Origin of the sequence: Roseinatronobacter bogoriensis DSM 18756 (assembly GCF_004366635.1) — a bacterium.
GTDB classification, from domain to species: Bacteria; Pseudomonadota; Alphaproteobacteria; order Rhodobacterales; family Rhodobacteraceae; genus Roseinatronobacter; species Roseinatronobacter bogoriensis.
Window position 1 is genome coordinate 1 of record NZ_SORN01000012.1, and the last position, 19,059, is coordinate 19,059.

Here is a 19,059-nt window from a genome sequence, read left to right on the forward strand (position 1 = left end):
CTATCCGGCGAAGAGGAGAAAAAACCTAACGGTCTTTACTTCCCCTTTCGAAACCCCTAGCTGCGCCCCCGCTTCCTGATGAATTCCCTGTTTTTATGGTGGTTCCGGAACCTGCTGAGATGGCCATTGTGTCCGGAGTTTTTCCAGTGACAACCCTCAATCGCGGTTCCGGAACTGCGATTTCCGGAACCCCATTCTCGTTTGGTCTGCCCCCATTGAGTGGTCAGGTTTGAATGCTATTCTGAGGAGTAGACTTGTCAAAGTCTGGTCATCAGCCGCGATTGTATCTCCGACCATGCTTCTGTGTAGCCTCGCGACTGCGAAGAAGCCGATCACGCAAGTAGAACGAACGGAGAGCCCGAATGATTGTCACGTTGTTGAAATCAGGGCAGCAGGCATGACCAACGTCCACTTCAGTGAAGCTCCACCGCAGCGTATGTGGTCTACATTAACGGCAGCTTAGGGCCAACCCAGCCGCTGGCAGCCCACGTCCACGCCAGGGATTTGTAAAAACTTGCAGCATTCCAGATCCTGTTCTGTTTCGTCACAGCCTATCGCAAAAGCCGACAAGGGGGCCGGAAAAACCAGAGTGCTCTGCGCCAGATTTCGGATGCATTGCGATAATCCAAGCCGATTCTCGGAGCAATCTACTCAATCACCTTCCCTATAGGCCGGATTTCCGGCTAACTGCTGGGATGGACAGATTCGACGCGGACATTCTGAACATCCTGCAACAAAACGCCCGCACCACAGCCGACGCGATGTCGCATCAGATCGGATTGTCGCCCGATGCCTGCCGCAAGCGCATGGCGCGATTGCGCGCCTCTGGAATCATCAAGGCCGAAATCGCGGTCCTTGATCCCGCTAGTGTCGGGCGCGGACTGACCCTGATTGTCGAAGTGACCTTGCAAAACGAACGCAAGGCCGATCTGGACCGTTTCAAGACAGCGATGCGGGCGGCACCCGAAGTCATGCAATGCTATTATGTGACCGGAAATGCTGATTTCATCCTGATCCTGTCAGCCCGCGACATGGCTGATTTCGAAGCGTTTACCCGCCGTCATTTCTTTGCAGAGGACAATGTGGTGCGCTTCCGCACAAGTGCCGTCATGGACAGGGTCAAGACGAGCTTAGCGGTGCCAGTTATTGCGGATTAAACCTATGATCAGAGTATCGGTCCTGACGGGAGCGAAACGCCAAATCACTAAATGAATCTCGACAAGAGCCAAACCAACGACATCAAATGCAAGAATGCATATTCTCGCTGCATTGGCGTTGATCGACTGCTTTTGGGACGTTGTCTGGACCGTAGCCAACCCGTCCATAGAAGGCTTGATCGCAATCTTGATGCCAAAGGGTTCTGGAATTATTCCGCGCGACGCTTTAGGCATGAACTGTGCTTACCAACAGCCAAAGCCACTCAATATGAATGAGTGGAGATTGGATGACGGGTCAAATTAGAACCGATGAGCAAATTGCGAACTGCTTAGCCCGAGGTCATGTAACGCACTGCGAGTTGGCTCCCGACCCATTTCGAGATCAGCGGCAAGGATACGTGCTGCGCTGATAGCTGTCAGAAAAGAACAGAGTCGCACCCAAGCAATCGACGGGGACGTAAATCGTAATGCGCTGTTGCCTTTTTTAATTGCGAATACAGCCATTTGTGACTCCTGAAGGATTAGCTATGGACATTTTGGAGTTCGTTTACATGCTGATGGTGATATGCAGCAACGCAGAAACCCGCAGCCCCGCCATGCATGAGGCGCATGGCTGAGTAACGAGAAATATGAGGGCATCACTTTCATCAGTTGGCTCACGCTACACGACACGGGCGTGATTTGCTGATTTTTGGGGTGGAAACGACCGACGAGATGTATTTGAACATGGGCTGAATCCCTGCAAGGATTTTGTCCATGATAAACTGTTCTCTCGCCGATCCGCAGAAGACGCTAACCCCACATGTGCCTCTGGGCAAGACCCGACTTGAAACACTTTGCGTACCTTTGTTGGGACGAACCCAGTTGTCAGTTATACATAACCCGAGAGGCCGACGACGAGGTAGACAAATCCGATTGACATGATGATGTAACGCGTTAGGAACCGGAATCTGACATCGTTGATGCGCTCCAGCACCGGGCGAGCAAGAGAAGTGCCTAAAACTGCGCATACAAGGGCCACAGTAATGACGGCTGCCGAAAGATCCACACTGGTATCGGCAGTCAGAAAAGCACCAAAATACAAAACTTTGGCCAAATGTGTCAGGACCTGACACGCAGCCTTGGTGGCGACAATGGCGCGGCGACCAACATTGGTGTTGACAAAAAAAAGGTCCAGTGTTGGACCAGATATCCCGGATACAAGTTGCATTGATGTACAGATGAAGCCGCAGCTTTCTGCACCACCGGTGGAAGTGGCACGCGGCACATGATGGTCGGGAATGAAGAGCGGCAAGAACGGGATAACGCCCAAAAAAATATAAACCAGCCTTTGATCCGGAACGAAGCGGACGAACAGGAACAGAGCACATGCTGCAAAAAGCCCGAGAGAATATCGAAATACCAGCCACCACTTAACATGAGCGTACCAAAGAAGCGCGCGCCAGAAGTTTGCGGTAAGCTGTGTGATCCCGTGCAGTATCATCGCATAGGCCACAGGCAAAATCAGCAGCAGCCCTCCCATCAGGATCATACCACCTGCCATGCCAAACACACCTGAGAGGAAGGAAGTGGTTATTACCAGAACGGTAAAAAACGCAAGAATTGACCCACTCATACCAGATCAGGACCAGCATGCTTTGGCAAAGTAAACCGTACCCGGATATAAACATTGATAAGCAAGCAACACTCTGCTCCGTTGTCGTTGGTGCTTTCCGTTTCCGAATAAGGGGCAGCCCAATTTGAACGCCCTGCGCGCGTTGCAGGGCGTTCTGTGAACGCAATGGCGTTCAAATTGCTATTCGATCAAACCCAGTGCGCGTAATGCACGGCCGTACTCTTCACGTTCAGCCACCAGCATTTCGGTGGTATCCGCAGAATTGAGGAAGGCCGTACGCCAATAATTCTCTTCAGCGACTGGTATCCAAGCGGACGATTCGGTAACAGCGCGCAGCTTTTCTTCCCACCAAGAAATCTGGCTTTCAGTCAAATCGCGTGGGGCCAGAATTCCGCGCCACGCCCCCCACACGACATCATGTCCTTGCTCCTGCCATGTGGGTACATCCGCCAACACGCCGCCCATGCGCTCAGGGGCAGATACCCCAATGACAGTCAGATCGCCTGCTTCGTGATATTGAGCGAATTGCGCGCAACCAGTGGCAACCACATCGACGTGCTCTCCCAGCAGTGCGGCAACGGCGCGGCCACCGCTGTCAAACACAGTCGAGCGCAAACGAGAGACATCGGCGCCCACTGCCTCTACCAACCTCGCCATCGCAACATGCCACTGATTTCCCGCCGAAACCGCAAACCCAAAGCGCACATTGTTGGCATCGTCCTGAAGCGCTTCAATCAGTTTCTCTGCGCTGTTGATTTCCGCGTCAGGATTTACCGCAAAGCAGCCATCCTCAAATACGAGCATTGACAGCATAGTCATATCTGAAAAGCTAATCGTGTCTGTCCCGAGCACTTCTCCCGTTACGATATTTGGTGAAAAGATTGATATCTTCGTCATATCACCCGCGCTGCGATTGACTGTTGCCCAGGCAACGGCCCCTCCTGCGCCCGGTTGATATGTAAGATTGATGGTGTTGGGAATGATCCCTTCTGTGTCGAGAACCTCCTGGATGGCGCGTGCAAGCCGGTCGTAACCACCACCGGGCCCTGCGCCGACAACAATCTCCAAGGGGCCCTCAGGCGCCTCGTCTGCCAAAACTGGCGCCGCTAACAGAGCACCGGCTAACAGAGCCATAGAATTCAAGGTAAGACGCTTCATTTCTTTCTCCTCCCATTTGATACCGGACAGTTGCCCGTCGTTTCGACGCTTCATCCGTAAAACACTTTCTGTGTTTGCCGGACGAAGCATGTTACTGCTGCCCGCGACGTGGCTTGGCGACAAGCGGGAGCAGAATCATCGCCACGGTCATCAATAAAAAGATGAGCGAGACAGGGCGTGTGACGAACACGCTCCAATCAGAACCTGACAAACTCAGCGTCTGGCGGAGCGACTGTTCAATCATCCCGCTTAGAACAAGACCAAGGATCATGGGCGTAATAGGCACACCCGTTTTGCGCATCAAGTAACCCAAAACGCCAAATAACAGCATGAGCCACACATCAAACATGCTGTTTGACAGGCTGAATGAACCCACGATGGCTAAGACAAGGATCACCGTCATCATGAGGGCCGCCGGAACCTTTAGGATACGCACCCACAGGCCAATCAGTGGTACGTTCAGAACAAGAAGGGCAATATTGGCGACATAGAGACCTCCAATCACTCCCCATGTCAGCACAGGTTGCTCTACGAACAGACGTGGCCCCGGCTGGATACCGTGCATCATCAGCGCTCCCAGCAACACGGCCGTTGCAGACGACCCCGGGATGCCCAAGGTCAAAAGCGGCACGAGCGCGCCAGACACTGAGGCGTTGTTTGCAGCTTCGGGGGCTACCAGGCCTTCAGGAGCGCCTTTGCCGAATTCATCGCGTCGGCGGCTGAACCGCATTTCTGTTGAATAGGCCAGCAACGTAGCTACAGCACCGCCAGCGCCGGGCATCAGTCCAACCAGAAAGCCAATGACTGAAGCCCTAAAAAAGGTAAAGCGCACGCGCAACCATTCTGCCTTGGTCGCCCAAAGCTTCCCGATTGCTTTGGGTGCTTGCCAACGTCCCGAAACGAGGCCTTCGACCGTCATCATCACTTCGGTCACAGCATATACCCCTATTATTGCCACCAATAGCGGGATGCCATCCATCAGTTCAGGGGTGCCGAAGGTGAAACGCGATGACCCACTTTGAAGATCTATCCCGATCGTTGCGATAGCCAGCCCCAAAAGTGCTGAAATAAATCCTTTTACGGCGGACCCTTGAACTGTACTGGCAGTCGCAGCAAGCGCAAACACCATCAGCATGAAATACTCCGACGGGCCGAGCCTCAGGGCCAGACGAGAGACAGGTTCTGCGATCAGTGTCAGGCCAATCAGCCCCAAAGTGCCGCCCACGAACGAGGCTGTCGCAGCCAAAAGCAATGCGGCTCCCGCACGGCCTTTCTGCGTCATCGGATAACCATCAAGCGTGGACATGACCGAAGACGCATCACCTGGAATGTTCAGCATGATTGATGCAATCGATCCGCCGTACATTGCTCCGAAATAGATGCCACTGAGCATGATTAGGGCTGAGGTCGGGTCCAACGAGAACGTAAATGGCAACAAGACAGCGATGGCTGTCGCAGGGCCGATGCCTGGCAGCATACCGACCCATGTGCCAACCGATGCCCCCAGCAGGATGAACAGGAGGTTGGGCCCACTGACGGCGGTCTGTATGCCAGACATCAAGTTCAGAAGCACATCCATAGAAACCTACCCTAACGCGAGTGATGGCAGGGGGACCCCAAGCCAGACACGGAAAACAATGTGGAAGCTGCCTGCAATCAGCACAGCCGTCAGCACGTTGACTGGCCAACTGCGAAACCGGATCAGAGTTAACACAAGCGTTGCAAATGCGGTGGACGACAACAGAAATCCTGCCTTCGGCAAAACCAGCACAAACCCGACAAGCAACATGAGAACAGCCCATGCCTGCAACTGGCCTGGAATATTGTCAGCATCATTTTGCTCCGAAGAACGCCATAGAATGCTGCCCAGCATCAGCGCCGAAAAGATCAGAAGCAAACTGCCCAAACCAAGTGGAAAGAAACGAGGTCCAATCGGGTCACCCAAAGGCGGGACGCGGACATTAGTCGCTAACCACAGGTACAGCACCGAAGTCACGAGCAGCAATATGCCCGTAAGCAGATGCAGATAGCTGCGGGTAAATCGTTGCTTGAGGCTTGGACGTGGTGCCATGATTACTGCGCTCCGGGCAGTGCGCGCGGGGCGTGCCCCGAGTATGTGTACATGATATCGTCCGGCACCGGCCCCTTGATGCGGCGACCTTCCGTCTGGCTTTCGACCGCATGTGCCAGCAAGCCTGCTGCCCGGGCGAGAACAAAGATCCCGCGCGCCAGAGGCGCCGCAAAGCCCAACTCGGCCAGGACGGCTGCAAATGCACCGTCCACATTCACCGGGATGTTGCGGCCCTTTCGGCGGGTCAGCTCTGCTTCCATGGCGCGCACCATCTTCGCGTATTCACCCTGCACTACGCCGTCAGCGGTTGCTTCATCGATCAGTTCAAGCAAACGTTGGGCGCGTGGATCAACACTATGAAACCGATGCCCAAATCCAGGCAGAAAGCGGCCTCCCTCCTCAAAAAACTGTTCAAGATGCGTAGCAACCTTAGCGTGCATATCGGTTCCGTCACTGTCGCGGATTAACAGAAGCCGTTCCATTACCTGCTGACCTGCGCCGCCATGGGTATCACCCAGCGCATTGATCCCCGAGGCAATCGCATTGTTCAGCCCGACCCCGCAGGTGATGGCCATGGCGGCGATTGCACATGAAGGTGACATTGGCCCGGCATTTACCGAAGCCACCATCGTAGCTTCCAGAAGTCGCGCCTGCTTGGGATCAGGCAATTCGCCACGCAGGAGCAGCCAGATAGTTTCGACCAGACTGACATTGCCAATCAGATCTTCGATGGCGTAGCCGCGATAGCGAATGTTTCCATCTTCAACATTGACGATGTCAGTGCGCCACCAATCACGGATATGCTCACGTGTTTCATTGCTCACGTCAGTTCCTCCACGTTCTGGGTTGGGGAAATCCCAGCCTGCTGCAGCAAATGTGGCAGGTCTGAAATTGAGTCCACAATGATCGCACCAGCTTGTGCCAGCAGGCGACGCTTGGCGCTGGCGCTGTCTTCGGCTGAAGAAATCATCGCAGCAGCATGGCCAAAACTCATACCAGTGGGATAGTTTTCCTGGAACAATCCCGCAATCAAAGCCAGTATAGGCTTGCGAACCCCATTTTCGTGCAGGTGGCGGGCCAGATCCATTTCGTTCTCTGAACCTGGTTCGCCATAGATTACGATCGCGTCGGTCTGAGGGTCTTCTTCGAACAGGCGCACGTAATCGACCATGCGCCCCCCTGTCACACGATCGCCGCCCATGGCAATGCCGGTAGAAACGCCATAGCCCCCACTTTTCAGCGACAGGCCGATCTCGGCCGACATCCCGCCAGAGCGTGAACATATTCCGATCCGGCCTGCCGCATATATGTCTGCTGGATCTTTGCCACCGATACCACCCAGCTTGGTTTGACCCGGTACAATAATACCATTCGTATTCGGGCCAACGACGCTTGCGCCCCTGGAAGCTGCGGTGGCAACCACACGCGCCATTTCATGACGAGAAATGCCCTCAGACGTGATAAGAACCAGCCTCACCCCGGCATGCAGAGCTTCCAAAGCCGCTGACGCCGCCCCCGCGGCAGGCACATAGATTACGCTTGCATCAATATCATGACGCAGCGTTGCGCCACGGACCGAGTTGTAGATCGGAAGGCCCAAGACTTCCTGGCCCCCTTTTCCGGGGGTTACGCCGGCAACTATCTGCGCGCCGTAAGAAAGGCAATTTGCGCTGTCAACCTGAGCCTGCCGTCCTGTCAATCCTTGCACCAGAACTCTGGTCGACTTGTCTATCATTATGGCCATTTCACACCTCCATTTGCGTTTGAGAGCGTGCTTTGGCCGTGAGCCTCACGATCAGATCGATCCCATCTGTCATGGGGGCGCCATGGGGTAGGTAATGCACACCAGGAATGGCAGCGGCGGCGCTGCGCGCAGCTTCCTCACCCTGCCCGAACATACGAATGACAACCGGAAATTCGCGCGCATCAATCCCGCGCGCTGTTAACGCTTCAAGCGCGGGAATGACCCGTTTGTCTATCTGCGCCATCTGTTGGTAATGCCAGCTGATGAACAAGCTCTTCACTTGGGGGTTGTCCAGGATCACATCGATCAGTTCTCGGACTTTGTCCGGGTTCTGAGTAGAGGCGTCAGTGTGATTTGCTGGTCTGCCTCCTGCAGCGAGAATAAGGTCATGCTGGTGCAGGCCTGCACCGCCGCCGCCGACAAACATTCCGATATTACCATCCAGTTCTGTGTATCGCACCATGCCACCCGGAAGCTCCCGACTTACTTTGCGAACACGATCTTCGCGCATTTCGCGATCAGTTCGGGGTGTATCTTCGTTGACCTCGGCCATCGTGTCATCTTCTATGGCCATCATCGCGCCGACCAAAGACACACGACCGTTAGAATCAATCACAAGCGGGTTCAGCTCCAGCATTATTCCCTTATTGCGTTCAAATACTGTTTGAAGGGCTGCTGTAACCTTGGCTACAGCTGGGAGTTGGGCGCTGGGTAAACCCGCGCGCTCCCAGATGTTGATTGCATCCCAGACGGGCAAACCCTTTAGCGGGTCGATTGTTGCAGTTATGATCGCTTCGGGGCGGTTCTGATGGACTGTCTCGATTTCAACCCCACCCTCTGTTGATGCAAGAATGCGTGGGGGATAGTCTTCCAGAATGAACGAAAGATAGAGTTCAGAGGCTATATCTACGCGCTCTTCTACGTAAACCGCCTTGCATAAATGGCCGTTGATCGTTGCATCAAGCAGGTCTTCGGCGGCTTTGCGGGCCTCAGCCGGAGTATCAGTGAGCCGCACTGCATTGGCTTTGCCACGCCGCCCGGTTGGGACAAGTGCTTTGACGACGGCTTGCCCACCAAGCTGTTCGGCAGCATCAGCGGCAGCTTGCGGTGTTTCGGCACGAAAGCCGTTTGGCACAGGCAGCCCCGTCTTTCGTAGGATCTGCTTTCCGATGTCCTCGGTCAAGTAACGCATGATGTATCCTTATTAGTCCTGCCAGTTTGGCTGGCGCTTCTCTACGAAGGCCGCGATGCCTTCTTGCCGATCAGCGGCGCCGGTCAGAACTTGCTGTCCAAGAGTTTCGAGGTGAAGCGCTGTTTCAATATCTGCTTGGGCGCCCGCTCGGATGACTTGCTTGATCACACGGATGGCCCGATCAGGATTTGCTGCGATTTTTTGCGCTGTTTCCAGAAGTGCTGGCAGAACATCCTGTTGGGGCAGGATGCGATTGACCAACCCCCACTCAAGCGCCTTCTGGGCGCTGAAGCGTTCGCCAGTCATGATCCACTCCATGGCGCGAGCTTGCCCTGCCACGCGCGCGAAACGTTGGGTGCCACCAGAACCAGGCATGAACCCTCTGCGGCTCTCGGGAAAGCCAAATTCTGCTTGCTCTGACGCATACGCAAAATCACTGCGCAGTACCATTTCCGCACCGCCACCCAAGGCAAAGCCATTCACCGCACACAGGATAGGGACGGGGCAACGCTCCATGGCGCTATTATATCCCTTGAAGATGACACGTTGCGCGCGCCAGTCCGCATCGGACATGCCATTGCGTTCCTTCAGGTCACCCCCGACGCAAAAAGCGCGCGCTCCTTCACCTGTCATTACGATAACTCTTGCATCAGGGCGCGCGCCCCGATTCACACCATCAAACAGATCCAGCAATGCCTGCCCGAGTGCCGTGTTGATGGCATTAAGGACCTCAGGTCGATTCAAACACACCAGCAGCACACCACCGTGTTGCGAAACATCCAGCCCCACATTCATGTACTGACTCCTTCAAGTTATAAGCATAACAGTATGTTAGGGCGCTCTTGGAGCATCCTTTGCGATACGATTATATCGCTTTTCCCATTTTGGATTTGGTTAGCGGTAGCGCACCACCGCTTGTCTCCTCGTAGCGATAGTGTTGGGAATTTTTGTTCTTGTGTCAATATTTTTACTATAAGTTTTTATATGTTGAGCAATACTCGACATATGGAGTCAGGTAGCTCGGGAAACCGTCAGGTGTCAGGCAATGGTCGCTCTTCGCTCGACAATTTCGAGAGAAGGAAATGCGAATCATATTTGGAAAGGTCATCAGAATGGATATACGAAACTTGGAAACACTTCTGGCCGTGGTAAGGCACGGCAGCTTCTCGGATGCAGGCAAGTCATTGGGGTTGTCGCGATCAGGTGTCAGCATTCGCATTGCCGCGCTGGAAGAAGAGTTTGGCCAACCCTTATTCGACCGAAGCACCCGCCCGCCACGGTTAACCCGCGAAGGCCAGTTTGTGCTCGATCAGGCGCGCGAAATGCTGGCTGTGTGGGGGCGCATGAAGAGGCACGAGAAATCGCCTGAGGAATCCGGGTTGTTCAAACTCGGCGCAGTACAGACCGTCACAAGTGGAATTCTTCCATTCGCGCTAAAGCGGTTTCGTGATGCGTTTCCGCGGGTTCGCGTGACGATCCGCACGGGTCTCGCAGACGAACTCGATGCAATGGTTCGGGTCGGCGAGCTGGATGCTGCGGTTCAGCCCCTATCGGGCAACATACATGCAGGCCTCACCTGGCAAACTATTTGTGTAGAGCCTTTAATGGTCGTCGCTCCTGCAGGCTTGTCCGGCAAGCGCGACGTGGATCTGCTGAACGGGTTGCCTTTCATACGCTACCGGAGAATTGCTTGGGGTCTTGGCCGCACCATACAGCGGGAATTGGCGGAGCGTGGCATTGAAGTAAGCATATTGGCCGAGGTCGACTCATTTGATGCGGCGATGAACCTGGTCCGCAACGGTTTGGGCGTTACAGTTCTTCCCCTTCGGCGGATGCCGGACCCGTTTCCCGATGGCGTGCGCCATATTGCATTCGGGAATCCTCCTCTCGTGCGAACACTGGGCGTCTTATGGCGTGAGAACGTGGCCCCCTCAGGCTTCGTGCGGGGCTTGTGTGCGGCGCTAGAAGATTCGGCCGCCGAATTTTGCCCCGAAGCAGACACTGCCTGACGCATGCGGCACTGTTCCGGTATGCACGTGTCGGGAGAGCACTGTAAAGTGTGGGGCAGTGAATATCCGAGGGCGTATGGTAAGCTGCCTTCCATGCTGCGGCCTGCCTGAATGTCGCTGATGCACTCTCTTCGACATAGTCAGTCGGTGCCGTCACCCCATCGGAAAGCTGCATTGAGTGTCCGCTCCCGTGGATGTTGCATCGCGCGTTGAGTTCCTCGGTTTTCCAGAATGCAGGAAATCCCGGGCGAGCTTGCTTCTTTCAGTTTCGGCCACAGCACAGCTTGTATTTCCGGCCCGACCGCAGACGCAACGGATCGTTGCGGCCTTGTTTCGTCAGTGCGGCGTAAGGGCTGCCCGGCAGGTTCGCCGCAGCCGTCGCTTACGTTCAGGCCGCGACTGCGTCAGGATGGCGGCCACACAATTCGGGATCAGGTCGGGGGCCTCAAGGTCGATTTCATCGATCTCAACCTCGGTGAACTTGCTTTGCCCAAGATTGATGTCCTGCAGCGCCATCAGGAAGATCATGCTGGCCCAGGTTTTTTCATCTGCGCGATCGAGAAGCGCCTCCCCTGCGTTTGGTCGTAGCCGCATGGCGCGGGTGAAACCGTCCACCCACGGCTCCGACAGGACCTCGTCACTATTCGGGTCGACTTCATACATCGGCTCACACCACAGTGATCTGGTCATGGTCCCGGCCGCGGAATTGAAATGCTCCATGACGGCCCCGATGGTTTTCTCGGTGGTCTTCTGGTCAGGAAACTGCGCATCGCCGGTGTCGACCCAGACATGGGGGAGCCGTTCGGAAGACGGGATCATCTCGGGGCAGGCGAGAAGGCCGGTGATGTACCCGTCAAACTCGCTCAGCGCCATGGGCATGGTCTCGAAGGGCAGGGCGTATGGCGCGAGTTCTGGTCTACCTCGAATTCTGCAGCCTGCTTGAACCGCTCCGCCTCCTCGCTCGGCACGCAAATTGCGATGCGTTCCAGCCCTCTGCGGGGTTGGCCATGGGGATAGGCAGTGAATTACGTTAGTCTCTCTGAATCATGGTTGAGCTGATCGACGGGCGTTTAACTCATTCGGCATGCGGCGCTGCGCCGCTAAGTCGGCGCAGCATCTGAAGCGGGAAGATTCGTGAAGCTACCATGCCCAAATTGAAGGGTCCCGTCCCAGAGTTTATGCAGGCGATCAATCCAATTCATTTGTCTCTTATCTGCCATCAGGTTCCGTAATCCCCAGAAGCAATTCTGCGACACTGACGAGCATCGCGCATTTTTCTTCGTCACCTCGCTCAAGCGCTTCCTGAGCGTCCATGCGTAACCACATAAGCCCGGTTGCCTGCTCTTCCTTGAGGAGTGGGCCTGCCAGCATAATCTCCAAAGTTATCTTGAGCCGATGCTCGCAATCAGCAGTGGGGTGGTCGGATGCAAGTTTCGGCAATGCTCCCAGCCCAACAATCATGATGACTATCCGGAAAAACAATATCATGATCCGTCCCGAACTTTCTGTACATGCGACATGAAGCTGCGGACGCGAGGCTCTTCTACCGGGTTCCACCAGACACCGCCTTCCTTGAGCGATGATCCAATAATTACACCATTGGCATGGGTCAGCATATTTTCCACATTGTCTTCAGTGACGCCAGAGCCAACGAGAACCGGCAGTCTTGTCGCATGCTTGATCCCAACCAACTCATCCTCAGATGCAGCGTCTCCGGTGCGCTGGCCCGTGGCGATAACGCCGTCAGCATCAAAAAACTCCAGATCCCGCGTGAGCTCAGTGACAGTCCGGTCCGCAGTAATGGCATGTGCGCCATGCTTGACGTGGCTATCGGCGAACACGGCGACATGCTGTGCCGCGATCTGTCGTCGATAGCGCAAGGCTAATGCTGCTTCACCATTCAACAGACCTTCATTTGCGACATAAGCATTGGCCCATTGATTTACCCGAATGAACTGCGCCCCAGACGCAGCGGCAACTGCCAGTGCCGGAATCGGAGCGTTTGCCAGCACATTAACTCCGACTGGCAACCCGGTTTCGATGATGGCTTGGCGCGTGATTGCGGTCATGAACGCCGTGGTTTCATGGCCGATATCCTCGGGGCGTAGGAATGGCAGGTCACCGTGATTTTCAATAATTAATCCGTCAATGCCGCCTTGTGTATAGGCGTGGCAGTCGCGCAGGGCAGCCTCATAGATATCCTTGATCGGACGACCATCATGGCGTGGGCTTCCAGGGAAGGCCGGGCAATGAACGACTCCGATCGCTACTCTGTCTTTTTTGAAAATTCTCAAAATAGAGGAATTTCTTAGCGCGTTATCAGATGTCGATGTGGCAACCTCAGGCATGCGACTGCTTTCCTTATTGCTGTAATTATGTGCATCATGACGCTGAAAGCAGCTTCGCCTTCAGCTCAACAAAAGGGTTGACCAACCCGCACGCGTTTGTCAAGTTTTGAAAACTTTCAAAAATAATCTCGCAGGGAGACAGACTCATGACGACTCGGATAAAAACGATAACGGCTGCGACCGCGCTGGTGGCAGCCGGTTTTGTGACGCCAAATGGCGCAATCGCACAAGAAGGCCCGAACATATGCTTTGTGACCTTTTCGTTGCAGATCGCCTATTTTCAGTCGAGTGTGGAGGGAGGTCAACGCGCAGCTGATGAGCTGGGTGTTAATTTGACGGTGCTTGATCCGCAAGCTGATGCAAGTCGTCAGGTCACCTTGGTCGAGGATTGTATTTCACGTGGGGTGGATGCGATCGTAATGGACCCTATTGAAAGCAACTCGCTCTTCGGTCCGATCGAGCAGGCCGAGGCCGCGGGCATTCCGATGGTTACACTCGATACACAAATAGATCATCCCAATGTGCTGGCATTGATCGGGGTGCCGCAATTTGATGCGTCCCGCGAGTTTGGGCAATATGTGGCCGGATATATTGCGGGCGCAATGGGGGGCGAGGCCCGGATCGGTCTGATGATCGCATCCTCCGAAGTGCAATTGGCGCGTCGTGATGGGTTTCTGGCCGCTCTGGAGGCGCTTCCCGGGGTAGAGATCGTAGCCGAAGGTGATGGGCGCAATATCCTTGAAGTCGCGCAGGCTGAAGCAGAGAATATGTTGACCGCCAATCCCGATATCAATGTGATTTACGCTACTGGTGACCCGCAGTTGCAAGGTGGCCTCGCTGCAGGTCTGAGTCAAAACCGCGACATCGCGTTCTTTGGTTGGGATGATATCCCTCAACCTTTTATTGCACCACTCGAAGAAGGGCGCCTTGTTGGGTTCCTGAAGCAATCGCCCGATTATGGTGGCGAGCAGGCAGTACGCCTTTTGGTCGATTACCTAAACGGTGAAGATGTCCCGTCGGTCGTCTCGTATAATCCAACGGTGGTCACACCCTTCAACGTCGATCAATTCCGTTAAGGTTGATCTGATTTCTGCGATTCCCGGCGCACTGCACGGTGGCCGGGATGTTCCCTTCAAGATTTCAAAATAACGGAGCCTGCATGAGCGACGTGAACTCAACTATTAGGCGAAAGGCCAAAAACCCTGCGTTCGATATGCGCATGGCGGCGGTATTCCTTGTTCGCTATGGAATGTTTATCGCCTTGGCTCTCTGGATGGTGGCGATGGCCCTGTCCTCAGAACATTTTTTGACCTCAACCAACATATTAAACGTAGCTCGGCAAGCAGCGCCAATCATAATAATCGGCGTCGGAATGACCTTCGTAATGGCGACAGCCGGGATCGATTTGTCAGTGGGCTCGTTGGTTGCGCTGATCTCTGTGCTCACGGCTGCATGGCTTGTCGCAGGTCTGCCAGCTTATCTGGTAATTGGGTTGGTGATCGTTGTCGGCGCGATGCTTGGCGCGCTGAACGGTTTCATCATAACACTAGGAGTGCCAGCCTTTGTCGTGACCTTGGCCGCGCTGACATCGTTTCGTGGGGTCGGGTTCGTTTATTCGGACGGTCGCGCGGTCCCAATCTCGGACCCAGTATTCGTGTTTATAGGGCGTGGAGATATTTTCGGCGTCAATACACCGCTGATTATTGCGACTGTTGTCGCCGTAGTCGGTTGGTTTGTGCTCAATCGAACGCGGTTCGGACTCTATGTGCTTGCAACAGGTGGCCGTGAAGAAGCGGCCCGCGTAATGGGCCTCGCCATTACGCGCATCAAAATTACCGTATACGCGATTACTGGTGGGTTGGCCGCATTGGGCGGTATAGTTATCTCGGCGCGCCTTTCTAACGGATCTCCCAACGCAGGCATGATGCTGGAACTGGATGTGATTGCGGCAACTGTTCTGGGCGGTACCAGTCTCTTTGGTGGTCGCGCTACCATTGCCGGAACTGTCGTTGGCGCGCTGCTGATCAACTTCGTGCGCAACGGGCTGAACCTTCACGGAGTCAACCCATACTGGGTCCAGGTTGTGACAGGGATAATCTTGGTGATGGCTGTGCTCATGAATACCGTACTAAATCGCAAGGCAGAAGCATGGGCACGGGCCAATCCAGATGATGAACAGGAGGTAAGCAAATGACCACACCTCTGATCGAGATGCGGAACATCTCCAAGACTTTTGGTGCCGTCACTGCATTGTCGAAAGTTTCATTGCGACTCGAGGCTGGTGGCGTGCTGGGCCTGATTGGGGATAACGCGGCGGGAAAGTCCACGCTTATGAAAATCCTTGCTGGTGCATTACGGGCTGATAGCGGAGAAATCCTGATCGATGGGAAACCTGCGACATTTGCACATCCTATTGCTGCACGTGATGCAGGCATCGAAATGATTTACCAAGATTTCGCACTTGTCCCAGAGCTTACAGTGACCCAGAATATTTTCCTTGGCCGCGAAATCACCCGACGCATTGCAGGGGTGAAGGTGTTGGATCGAAGTGCCATGAATGTTCGCGCGAAAGAAATGTTCGCAGCGCTTGGCTTACGCGTGCCCGCAGTGACGCTGCCAGTACAGGCGCTTTCCGGTGGGCAGCAGCAAGCCGTAGCAATTGCGCGTGCGACAGGGTTCGAGGCGCGCCTTGTTATCATGGACGAACCGACTGCCAATCTCGGCGCTCCTGCGATCGAGCGTGTACGCGAAACCATCACCCGTTTGAAGAAATCAGGTGTGGCCGTAATCATCATTAGCCATCGCCTTGAGGACATCTTCGCTGTTGGCGATCGGTTTATGGTAATGAAACAGGGTCAACTGGTTGGCGAACGCGAGGTGCATGATACGGATAATGCGGATCTTGTGGAGATGATCGTTACTGGTGCAGACCCACGCAAACCTTTGGTTGCCGTATGAAACGGCGCGTAGGCATAGCCGATGTAGCAGCCGCTGCAGGGGTTTCGATCGGTACGGTTTCCAATGTGTTGAACAGTCCTGGGAGGGTGCGCTCGCATACGCGCGAGCGTGTCTATACTGCAATGCGCGAAATCGGGTACCTGCCATCGACACTTACATTTCCGGCCGCTCCTGTGGCTGCCCCTGGCAGCTCTCCCGCGTTGAACGGCGATTTGACACCACTGCTGGTTTCAATGGGCTATATTTCGGTTGATTTGATTGCAAGATTGCCGGTGATGCCTCACCGTGGCGATCGTGCAACCGCAGCGCGCATTTCAAAAGCACTAGGAGGTCCCGCAGCAAATGTAGCTGTTGCGGCTGCTGCACTCGGTCCTGCTTGCGCGCTGGACGTTGAATTGGCAACAGCTATTGGTAACGATGCTGACAGCCTCTGGGCTTTGGAGCGGTTAGCCGAACGGGGGGTCCGCGCCCGCGCGGTGCGTAGCCCGTTCAATGAAAGATTGTCGCGCTGTATTGTGCTGATCGAAGAAGGTGGGGAGCGTACCAAGATCAACGAACCTTTTCCGCTCGATAGCAAAGACCTTGTTGATAGCCTGTCCGTAGGTCCCATGCGCCGACGATGCCACATGCACTTTGAAGGCTATCATGCCCGTGCAATGCTTCCACTCGTGGCGCAATTGCGAAAACAAGGTTGGACATTGAGCACACAGGACACTGGCCTTGAAGATTATTTTAGAACAGCGGATGGATTCGCTGAATTAGTTTTGAAGCTTGATCGAGTGTTTTTGAGCCGGCGATCAGCTACACAGATTCTGGGTCGGACAATGCCTTCGGACCGGCTGATAGAGGCTTTGGCTGAAAAGCTCGCCAGTCTTTCCGGGCAAAGGGCCGAATGCCTTCTGACACTTGGAATGGACGGGGCTGCGGTTTTCCCCGCGGTGGCACCCACGCGCCCCATAAGGGTCCCCGCGCTGTCGGTCGAGGTTGTGGATGGTACAGGTGCAGGTGATGCATTTATTGGTGCCTACCTCGGCCAGCGTTTGCATGACGTGGATGCCGCTCAGGCGGCGGCTTTGGCGTGTATCTGCGCGTCCCGGGTCATGACAGGTATCGGTGCGCAGGAAGTGCGCACCCGTTTGTCGGATGCACGCCAGATGCTTCAGGAGACTGTTTGATGCGGTTACATGTTCTGGGCAATGTCACCGAAGATATCTTGTTTCGGGTCCCCCGCTTGCCATTACCTGGCGAAACACTGATAGCAAACCGACGTGATCGAGATATTGGCGGCAAAGGGCTGAATCAGGCTTTGATTGCTGCACGCTGCGGACTGACAGTGTCTCTGTCCTGCCCGGTGGGTGAAGATACTGTTTCGGCGGATCTCATCCGTCAGCTTGCTGACGAACCGCTACAGGCAAACCTTGTTTTGATACCTGAATGCTCAACTGACCAATCTATTATTTCTGTCTCTGAGGATGGTGAGAACCATATTGTTTCCTCGACACAGGCAGCAGACTCTTTGACCCCGGATAATGCTATTGCCGCCTTGCAAGACATCGAGACGGGGGACATCCTGCTTGTGCAGGGCAATCTTTCATATCCAACCACATCAGCGGCGATCAAACATGTGCATGCTCGAGAAGGAAAAGTGATTGTCAATCCCTCGCCGATCCGGTGGGATTACTCACCGCTTCTGCCATTCATTGATGTCTTGGTTTTGAACGTTCATGAAGGACAGGTTTTGTCAGGGCAAAGGCATCCATCCGATGCAGCGTCTTATCTACTGGCAGCGGGGGCTGGTGAGGTCGTGATGACTTTGGGTGCTGCAGGCGCACAGTGGTGGCGTGACGGAGAGCATGCAGAAGTGCCATCCGCTCCGACTCAGGTTGTTGACACTGCTGGAGCCGGAGACACTTTTTGCAGCACATATATTGCCGCCCGCGCTCGCAATGCTACTGCTGCCAAGGCTTTAGCTGTAGCTGCCAACGCCGCTGCCATCACGGTCAGCCGCCACGGAACATGGTCCGCCTTCCCCAGCAAGGAAGAACTGGCACGGCTTTTTGAAAATTCCAGAGAGTGTGAGCCCCAATGAATATTGCCGAAAGCATCCGTAATGCGAACCGTTCCGCGCTCGCGGAGTTTGTGGATCATCGATTTTTCACAAAAGCCGCTGAGGGCTTGCTCAGGGATATCGAACGCGATGCATATTTTCATTTTGAACACCGCTTCGTTGAACAGGCTGTAACGATATTCGGCCATATTTTGCTAAAAGCTCCAGATATCGAGGCAAGAAGGCATCTTGTTGGTATCCTGTATGGTTTGACGCATGAGCAAACCGATGTGTTTTCTCGCATCCTCGCGCGCATAGGGCCACCACCGAGCATGCCATGGCCCGGTGCTGTAGACGAGTTCTGCGAAGGAATGACAGCGATTTCATGTCATGGAGGGTATCATGAAGGGCTCGCAGCAATGCTTGCAGCCGAGTGGACCTATGCAGAGGTATCCCGGCGTTTGGTCGCGGGGCGATTAGATGATCCATTGCTTCAGGATTGGTTCGCGCTGCACACAGAAGAGCGCTTTCTGCGCGGGGTAACCTGGATCGACTCCGAGCTTGATAAGGCTGTCCAAAATGCGGAACAGTTCGAGCAGGCATCAACAGCGTTTGCCGGAGCAGTGAACCTTGAGGTGGCTTTCCATTCCGCTCCATTGGATCTGCAATCAGCAGATCACGACTCATCTGAAGGGGTGTAATCCATGAGTGCTCTTGAGGCAAAGGCCAACAGTCGCGTCACACGAGCGCGGGTGATCAC

19 protein-coding genes and 1 pseudogene are annotated in these 19,059 nt (G+C 54.7%); 9 read left to right on the plus strand and 11 right to left on the minus strand.

The window, feature by feature from the left end:
• Positions 1–695 precede the first annotated feature (695 nt).
• Positions 696–1,157: an Lrp/AsnC family transcriptional regulator gene (locus tag EV660_RS16935; RefSeq protein ID WP_071479132.1), complete on the plus strand. Its 462-nt coding sequence runs from the start codon at positions 696–698 to the stop codon at positions 1,155–1,157.
• Positions 1,158–2,028: 871 nt separating this feature from the next.
• Here the strand turns inward: EV660_RS16935 and EV660_RS16940 are convergent.
• From EV660_RS16940 to EV660_RS16975, 8 genes are all read right to left on the minus strand, one after another.
• The gene (locus tag EV660_RS16940) at positions 2,029–2,772 is read right to left on the minus strand and encodes a TSUP family transporter (protein WP_071479130.1); all 744 of its coding nucleotides are present in this window, start codon (positions 2,770–2,772) and stop codon (positions 2,029–2,031) included.
• A gap of 180 nt (positions 2,773–2,952) precedes the next feature.
• Entirely contained in the window at positions 2,953–3,984 is a 1,032-nt protein-coding gene (locus tag EV660_RS16945; RefSeq protein WP_157798969.1) for a tripartite tricarboxylate transporter substrate binding protein, read from the minus strand.
• 37 nt (positions 3,985–4,021) lie between these two features.
• On the minus strand, positions 4,022–5,509 hold the full coding sequence (locus EV660_RS16950; RefSeq protein ID WP_071479129.1) for a tripartite tricarboxylate transporter permease: 1,488 nt from the start codon (positions 5,507–5,509) through the stop codon (positions 4,022–4,024).
• Positions 5,510–5,515: 6 nt separating this feature from the next.
• Complete coding sequence (locus tag EV660_RS16955; RefSeq protein WP_084634584.1) at positions 5,516–6,001, minus strand: tripartite tricarboxylate transporter TctB family protein; 486 nt, start codon at positions 5,999–6,001, stop codon at positions 5,516–5,518.
• Positions 6,002–6,003: 2 nt separating this feature from the next.
• Complete coding sequence (locus tag EV660_RS16960; RefSeq protein ID WP_071479127.1) at positions 6,004–6,825, minus strand: citryl-CoA lyase; 822 nt, start codon at positions 6,823–6,825, stop codon at positions 6,004–6,006.
• Positions 6,822–7,745, minus strand: coding sequence for a succinate--CoA ligase subunit alpha (locus EV660_RS16965; protein WP_071479126.1), 924 nt, complete (start codon positions 7,743–7,745; stop codon positions 6,822–6,824). The genes EV660_RS16960 and EV660_RS16965 overlap by 4 nt, the downstream gene beginning before the upstream one ends.
• A gap of 1 nt (position 7,746) precedes the next feature.
• Positions 7,747–8,937: an ATP-grasp domain-containing protein gene (locus tag EV660_RS16970; RefSeq protein ID WP_071479125.1), complete on the minus strand. Its 1,191-nt coding sequence runs from the start codon at positions 8,935–8,937 to the stop codon at positions 7,747–7,749.
• Positions 8,938–8,949: 12 nt separating this feature from the next.
• Complete coding sequence (locus EV660_RS16975) at positions 8,950–9,732, minus strand: enoyl-CoA hydratase/isomerase family protein (protein ID WP_071479124.1); 783 nt, start codon at positions 9,730–9,732, stop codon at positions 8,950–8,952.
• 287 nt (positions 9,733–10,019) lie between these two features.
• On the opposite strand from EV660_RS16975, the gene EV660_RS16980 reads away from it, so the two are divergent.
• A complete protein-coding gene (locus EV660_RS16980; RefSeq protein ID WP_084634583.1) occupies positions 10,020–10,946 on the plus strand; it encodes a LysR family transcriptional regulator in 927 nt (308 codons plus the stop codon).
• A gap of 336 nt (positions 10,947–11,282) precedes the next feature.
• Here EV660_RS16980 and EV660_RS16985 read toward each other — a convergent pair whose 3' ends face one another.
• The 3 genes from EV660_RS16985 to EV660_RS16995 all read right to left on the minus strand — a co-directional run bounded on the left by EV660_RS16985 (position 11,283) and on the right by EV660_RS16995 (position 13,294).
• Positions 11,283–11,825, minus strand: coding sequence for a UPF0149 family protein (locus EV660_RS16985; RefSeq protein ID WP_232727329.1), 543 nt, complete (start codon positions 11,823–11,825; stop codon positions 11,283–11,285).
• A 330-nt stretch (positions 11,826–12,155) separates the two neighbouring features.
• Positions 12,156–12,434 (minus strand): hypothetical protein, encoded by a 279-nt coding sequence (locus EV660_RS16990; RefSeq protein ID WP_071479123.1) that lies wholly within the window; start codon positions 12,432–12,434, stop codon positions 12,156–12,158.
• Positions 12,431–13,294: a BtpA/SgcQ family protein gene (locus EV660_RS16995; protein ID WP_071479122.1), complete on the minus strand. Its 864-nt coding sequence runs from the start codon at positions 13,292–13,294 to the stop codon at positions 12,431–12,433. Before EV660_RS16995 ends, EV660_RS16990 begins: the two co-directional genes overlap by 4 nt.
• A 146-nt stretch (positions 13,295–13,440) precedes the next feature.
• Here EV660_RS16995 and EV660_RS17000 point away from each other — a divergent pair, with 146 nt between their 5' ends.
• The 7 genes and pseudogenes from EV660_RS17000 (at position 13,441) to EV660_RS17025 (ending at position 19,000) form a co-directional block, all read left to right on the plus strand.
• A complete protein-coding gene (locus EV660_RS17000; protein WP_071479121.1) occupies positions 13,441–14,370 on the plus strand; it encodes a substrate-binding domain-containing protein in 930 nt (309 codons plus the stop codon).
• Positions 14,371–14,453: 83 nt separating this feature from the next.
• A complete protein-coding gene (locus EV660_RS17005; RefSeq protein ID WP_157798968.1) occupies positions 14,454–15,488 on the plus strand; it encodes an ABC transporter permease in 1,035 nt (344 codons plus the stop codon).
• Complete coding sequence (locus EV660_RS17010) at positions 15,485–16,252, plus strand: ATP-binding cassette domain-containing protein (protein ID WP_071479119.1); 768 nt, start codon at positions 15,485–15,487, stop codon at positions 16,250–16,252. Before EV660_RS17005 ends, EV660_RS17010 begins: the two co-directional genes overlap by 4 nt.
• Positions 16,249–16,389: pseudogene (locus tag EV660_RS19125) on the plus strand (LacI family DNA-binding transcriptional regulator); the annotation flags it as partial. The gene EV660_RS17010 and the pseudogene EV660_RS19125, both read left to right, overlap by 4 nt.
• A 75-nt stretch (positions 16,390–16,464) precedes the next feature.
• A complete protein-coding gene (locus tag EV660_RS17015) occupies positions 16,465–17,427 on the plus strand; it encodes a carbohydrate kinase family protein (protein WP_244927336.1) in 963 nt (320 codons plus the stop codon).
• Positions 17,427–18,341 carry a ribokinase gene (locus tag EV660_RS17020; RefSeq protein ID WP_071479117.1) on the plus strand — a complete coding sequence of 305 codons (915 nt, stop codon included), beginning with the start codon at positions 17,427–17,429 and terminating at the stop codon, positions 18,339–18,341. Before EV660_RS17015 ends, EV660_RS17020 begins: the two co-directional genes overlap by 1 nt.
• Complete coding sequence (locus EV660_RS17025; protein ID WP_071479116.1) at positions 18,338–19,000, plus strand: TenA family protein; 663 nt, start codon at positions 18,338–18,340, stop codon at positions 18,998–19,000. Before EV660_RS17020 ends, EV660_RS17025 begins: the two co-directional genes overlap by 4 nt.
• Positions 19,001–19,059 lie beyond the last annotated feature (59 nt).

What these genes read in the sequence shown, in the direction of transcription:
- EV660_RS16935 (WP_071479132.1), top strand. Translation starts at nt 696, where the DNA reads ATGGACAGATTCGACGCGGACATTCTGAACATCCTGCAACAAAACGCC.
- EV660_RS16940 (WP_071479130.1), bottom strand. Translation starts at nt 2,772, where the DNA reads ATGAGTGGGTCAATTCTTGCGTTTTTTACCGTTCTGGTAATAACCACT.
- EV660_RS16945 (WP_157798969.1), bottom strand. Translation starts at nt 3,984, where the DNA reads ATGAAGCGTCGAAACGACGGGCAACTGTCCGGTATCAAATGGGAGGAG.
- EV660_RS16950 (WP_071479129.1), bottom strand. Translation starts at nt 5,509, where the DNA reads ATGGATGTGCTTCTGAACTTGATGTCTGGCATACAGACCGCCGTCAGT.
- EV660_RS16955 (WP_084634584.1), bottom strand. Translation starts at nt 6,001, where the DNA reads ATGGCACCACGTCCAAGCCTCAAGCAACGATTTACCCGCAGCTATCTG.
- EV660_RS16965 (WP_071479126.1), bottom strand. Translation starts at nt 7,745, where the DNA reads ATGGCCATAATGATAGACAAGTCGACCAGAGTTCTGGTGCAAGGATTG.
- EV660_RS16970 (WP_071479125.1), bottom strand. Translation starts at nt 8,937, where the DNA reads ATGCGTTACTTGACCGAGGACATCGGAAAGCAGATCCTACGAAAGACG.
- EV660_RS16975 (WP_071479124.1), bottom strand. Translation starts at nt 9,732, where the DNA reads ATGAATGTGGGGCTGGATGTTTCGCAACACGGTGGTGTGCTGCTGGTG.
- EV660_RS16980 (WP_084634583.1), top strand. Translation starts at nt 10,020, where the DNA reads ATGCGAATCATATTTGGAAAGGTCATCAGAATGGATATACGAAACTTG.
- EV660_RS16985 (WP_232727329.1), bottom strand. Translation starts at nt 11,825, where the DNA reads ATGCCCATGGCGCTGAGCGAGTTTGACGGGTACATCACCGGCCTTCTC.
- EV660_RS16990 (WP_071479123.1), bottom strand. Translation starts at nt 12,434, where the DNA reads ATGATATTGTTTTTCCGGATAGTCATCATGATTGTTGGGCTGGGAGCA.
- EV660_RS16995 (WP_071479122.1), bottom strand. Translation starts at nt 13,294, where the DNA reads ATGCCTGAGGTTGCCACATCGACATCTGATAACGCGCTAAGAAATTCC.
- EV660_RS17000 (WP_071479121.1), top strand. Translation starts at nt 13,441, where the DNA reads ATGACGACTCGGATAAAAACGATAACGGCTGCGACCGCGCTGGTGGCA.
- EV660_RS17005 (WP_157798968.1), top strand. Translation starts at nt 14,454, where the DNA reads ATGAGCGACGTGAACTCAACTATTAGGCGAAAGGCCAAAAACCCTGCG.
- EV660_RS17010 (WP_071479119.1), top strand. Translation starts at nt 15,485, where the DNA reads ATGACCACACCTCTGATCGAGATGCGGAACATCTCCAAGACTTTTGGT.
- EV660_RS17020 (WP_071479117.1), top strand. Translation starts at nt 17,427, where the DNA reads ATGCGGTTACATGTTCTGGGCAATGTCACCGAAGATATCTTGTTTCGG.
- EV660_RS17025 (WP_071479116.1), top strand. Translation starts at nt 18,338, where the DNA reads ATGAATATTGCCGAAAGCATCCGTAATGCGAACCGTTCCGCGCTCGCG.